This window comes from Modestobacter sp. DSM 44400 (assembly GCF_900107175.1).
Lineage (GTDB): Bacteria > Actinomycetota > Actinomycetes > Mycobacteriales > Geodermatophilaceae > Modestobacter.
This window is the reverse complement of record NZ_FNOZ01000113.1, coordinates 1-4,444: the sequence shown is the minus strand read 5'-3', so window position 1 is coordinate 4,444 and position 4,444 is coordinate 1. Positions and strand designations below refer to the sequence as shown.

The window sequence follows — 4,444 nt, the reverse complement described above, 5'->3', positions numbered from 1 at the left end:
CCGCCACCTCAACTTCCACGAGACCCGGGACAACCTCGGTGAGGGCGGTCTCCCGGAAGCGGGTTGATCGGGGGACGATCGGCTTGCTGGCGAGATTTCATCGGCATCGGACCTGGCAGCGTCCGCGGTCAGCCGGTCGACGTGGCCTAACGGAGCGGCCCTAGGCGTCCACGCCGGGCTCACTCCGCCGTGCGCGACGCGTCGAGCGCCAGGGCGTAGGCGAGGACGCCCGCGACGTCGTAGCCCCATGCCGACAGCCGGCCCGCGCCCGGGGCCGGCAGGCAACTGTCCAGCCTGTGTGGTACTCCTTCCGGACGGGTTCTGAGCGAGCTTATCGTCAACCGAAGATCGGCCACGGGAGTCGGGATGCACGAGACGCGGCCGAGCCTCGCCGGGCTGCACCACATCGCCCTGACCGTCAGTGACGTCGAGCGATCGGCCGAGTGGTAGACGCGCGTGCTCGGCTTCGAACGGCTGGGGGTGCTGCCGCACGAGAGGTTCGAGCGGCTGGCGCTGCGGCATCCCGAGATGCCGCTGCTGCTGACCTTGTTGTCGCACCACGGCTGTCCGGCCGGCGGCTTCGACGAGACCGTGACCGGGTTGGACCACCTGGCGTTCCGCACTCCGTCGCCGGCCGACATCAACACGTGGCGACAGTGGTTGGCGACCCAGCAGGTCAACTGCTCCGACGTTAAGGACGGCGCGCTGCCGGGCAGCCGGTTGATTACCTTCCGTGATCCCGATGGCATCCAGATCGAGTGCTACTGCAGCTGAGCCTCGCGGGACGCTGCGCCCGCAATGTCGGCTGGTCCCCCGGACGGTCCCGTCTGCCTGGCCGGTCGTCCACCTGCGTCGGACGGCAGGAGGGTTGATCTCGGAAGGCGCGACTCCGATGGGTGTCCTAGTCTGGGTGCGCTTCGACGCGACCGAGAGGGAGCAGGAGTCATGACGAGCGAGCGTGTGCACACCGTCCCGGCCGGAGCCGATGAACGTCCCCCCGAGAGCGACGACGTCCATCGCAAGAGGGGTCTGACCGCACTCAGGGCGGCGACCTTCGGTTTCTTCGTCGACATGTACGACGTCTATCTGCCCGTCATCGCGTTGGCGCCCGCCATCATCTATTTCACGCCGCCCGATCTGTCGGCCACCGCGCAGGCGACTCTCTTCTACGTGATCTTCGCGGTCTCGCTGATCGGTCGGCCTCTGGGCGCCCTGTTCTTTGGTCCGCTGGGTGACCGGATCGGCCGCCGGAAGACCACCATCATCTCCGCGGCGGGGTTCACTGTCTGCACGGGGTTGATCGTCATTCTTCCGGGCTACGAGGCCTGGGGACTGGTGCCGGCCGTCCTTCTCGTTCTGCTGAGGCTTGCCGACGGCATCTTCCTCGGCGGCGAGTACACCGCCGCGAATCCGCTGGCGATGGAGTACGCCCCCAGAACGCGACGCGGCCTCTACGGGTCGATCATCAACACCGGTTATCCGCTCGCGCTGGCGAGCATCACGGTCTTGACCATCGTGACGCTGCAGATCTTCCCGGCGGGCGAGGCCGACTCGGCGTATGCGGTCTGGGGTTGGCGGGTTCCGTTCGTCATCGGGTTCTTCCTGTCGCTGGGCGTTTTCGTTTACTACTGGAAGTCCGTGCCGGAGTCCGAGATGTGGCTCAAGGCCCAGGAGACCGCGGGGGAGACCAAGCCGCTGCGTGAACTCTTCTCCGGTACTAACGCTCGCGCGCTGGGCCAGGTCTTCATCGTGATGACCGGCGCGTGGCTGACCCTGAATGCTGTTGCAGGCGCCGTGCCGGGCGTCTTGAAAACGACCATGGGGATCTCCGCCGGATGGACGAACATCGTCGTCCTGGTCGGCGCTCTGGTGGGCGTCGTCCTGTTCCCGATCTTCGGGGTCCTGGGTCAGCGTTACGGGCGTCGCCAGATCCTCATCGCTCTCGGTGTGGTCAACATCGTCGTGACTCCACCGCTCTACGCCATGGCGGTCGCCAGCGGGGGTGACGACCTTCTCACTCTGGTGCTGCTCCTCGGCGTGGTGCAGATCGCGACCCTGGTGGTCTGGTCCGTCGTCACCGCGTACATCACGGAGAGCTTCCCGACGTCGGTCAGGGCGTCCGGCTACGGCATCGGGTACAGCCTGGCCAGCATCATCCCGGCGTTCTACGCCTTCTACATGCTGGGCCTGGGCACCTTCATGCCTTACGAGTACACCCAGATCGTCGTGTTGGCCCTCGGTGGCGTGTGCCTCGCGGTGGGCGCCTACTTAGGAAAGGATCAGCGACACAAGGAACTGGGATAAGCGGCTAGCCATCGAACCCGAGGAGACCCATCGTGCCTGCCGACACCTTTCCCGCCGGCCGGATGGCTGGGGTGCACGCCTCGCCCGTCTACCTGGATCGCGACCAGACCGTCGACAAGGTCGCCGCGCTCGTGGCAGAAGCCGCTCGGGGTGGCGCGCGAGTGGTGGCCTTCGCAGAGGGATTCCTCCCCGGTTTCCCGATCTGGTGCCTGGTGCAGCGGCCGATCGATCAGCACGGTCAGTTCGAGCAACTGTTCGCGAACTCGGTGCAGGTGCCCGGGTCGTACACGGAGCGGCTCGCCCAGATCGCGCGGTCCAACGACGTCTATCTCAGCATCGGCGTGACCGAACGCGGTCCGGTCAGCATGGGGCAGCTGTTCAACACGAATCTAATCTTCGACCCTGCGGGGAAGCTCGTTTCCCATCACCGCAAGCTCGTAGCGACCTGGGCGGAACGACTCGTGTGGTCCCACGGTGACGGTGCGGGCCTCGGGGTCATCGACACCGACATTGGGCGGCTGGGTGTTCTGATCTGCGGCGAGAACACCAATCCCTTGGCCAGGTACGCCCTGATGGCCCAGGGGGAGCAGGTGCACATAGCGACCTGGCCGCCTGTGTGGCCGTTCAAGCGTGGCGGCGACGGTGAGGCGTACCGCCGCTGGATCGAGGTCCGCTCCGCCGCTCACGCCTTCGAGGCCAAGGTGTTCGCGCTCTCCGTGGCGGCCCACCTCGACGAGGCGACCATTCTCGGCTGTGCCGATGGTGATGCGGAGGTGGAGAAGGTTCTCCGTGCTGCTCCGCCGGCCGTCTCCCTCGCTCTCGGGCCGGACGGGAACCTGATCGGCGACTCCATCCAGGGGGAGGAGGGCATCCTCTTCCTAGACGTCGACGTGGCCAGGTCCATCGCTCCAAAGATGGCTCACGACGTCGTCGGTGGGTATCAGAGGTTCGACGTCTTTGGCGTGACGCTCAACAAGCGGAGGCAGGCGCCGATCCGACTGGTCGGTGACCACGTGGATGCTACGGCTCCCGCGGGAGGGACGGCTGGGGAGACCGAAGAGGCCTCAGGCTGAGGGCCCCGGGCCCCGAGGTAGGCGATCACCCGCGTGCACCGAGAGGTAGCCGTTGGTGTCGGTGCCGTCGAAGCCTGTCTTGGTGCAGTCACCGTTCGGCTACGCACCGCACCCAGTCCGCAACCGGTCCGCAAAAGGCCCGTTCCGGCTCGTCGACCGCCAATCAGCACCACCGACCTTCACGTCAGCGCCCCGTTGGACGTTGTAGCCGCGGGTCAGCGAACCAATTTGAATCATGTCGGGGGTGACGACGTAGAGCTTTGCACCGTCGGGACACGGCGACGCGGAACGGTCTCGGTATGTCGATTCTTCGCCCTCGTATGCGCTGCACTGCTCGCCGAGGTTGGCCGCCTCACCCCCACGCCCATACGGTCATCAGGTGACCAGCCGTTACAAGCCAGGAGAGCCACACCCGCGAGACCTAGGGGCCCTGACCCTGGTTCTTGGACACGCCGAATCCAGCACCTGCTGGGGAAGCGAGATGATCCAGAACCATGGCCCGCAAGAGCTACTCCGAGGAGTTCCGTCGGCAGGCCGTCGACTTGTACGAGTCCACCCCGGGCGCGACGCTGCGTGGCATCACGGCGGATCTGGGAGTCGTGCGGGGCACCCTGAGCCACTGGGTCGACCTGCATGTAACGGGCAAGAAGACGGCTGCAGACGGCACGATGACCAGGGGCCCTGTGAGCAGCCCGCCGAGCGGGTTGCAGCCGCCGTCGGGGCCGGAGGCCGGGGAGCAGAAGATCGCCCGGCTCGAGGCCAGGGTGGTCGAGCTCGAGGCCGAGGCGACCAAGCTGGCTACCGAGCGCGAGATCCTCCGGGCGGCGGCCAAATATTTCGCCGGGGAGACGAACGAGGTTGTCCCGAGTTCCGTAGAACTTCGGTGGCGGCCCGTTGTGCGTCAGGCTGCGACGACCTCCTCATCTTGCACGGTCGATGCGACAGGTCCGGTGATCTCGGCGTCGAGCGCGGCGCGAAGCTTGGGTAGGTGCAGGTGGCCGTTGACGCGGCGGAATTGCTTGCCTGCCTCGATCATCCCGGCGGCGCACCAGCGCAGCGCCATCTGC

At 66.6% G+C, this 4,444-nt stretch carries 3 protein-coding genes and 2 pseudogenes; 4 read left to right on the top strand and 1 reads right to left on the bottom strand.

Annotated elements, in window-relative coordinates:
- The first annotated feature begins 456 nt into the window (after positions 1-456).
- The 4 genes and pseudogenes from BLW04_RS24845 to BLW04_RS29005 form a co-directional block, all read left to right on the top strand.
- On the top strand, positions 457-774 hold the full coding sequence (locus tag BLW04_RS24845; protein ID WP_091548253.1) for a VOC family protein: 318 nt from the start codon (positions 457-459) through the stop codon (positions 772-774).
- Positions 775-945: 171 nt separating this feature from the next.
- The gene (locus tag BLW04_RS24840; RefSeq protein WP_091548251.1) at positions 946-2,304 is read left to right on the top strand and encodes an MFS transporter; all 1,359 of its coding nucleotides are present in this window, start codon (positions 946-948) and stop codon (positions 2,302-2,304) included.
- Positions 2,305-2,336: 32 nt separating this feature from the next.
- Positions 2,337-3,377 (top strand): carbon-nitrogen hydrolase family protein, encoded by a 1,041-nt coding sequence (locus BLW04_RS24835; protein ID WP_091548249.1) that lies wholly within the window; start codon positions 2,337-2,339, stop codon positions 3,375-3,377.
- 494 nt (positions 3,378-3,871) lie between these two features.
- Positions 3,872-4,216 (top strand): annotated as a pseudogene (locus BLW04_RS29005) (transposase); the annotation flags it as partial.
- A 62-nt stretch (positions 4,217-4,278) separates the two neighbouring features.
- Here the strand turns inward: BLW04_RS29005 and BLW04_RS27200 are convergent.
- Positions 4,279-4,444, bottom strand: a pseudogene (locus tag BLW04_RS27200) (IS256 family transposase); the annotation flags it as partial.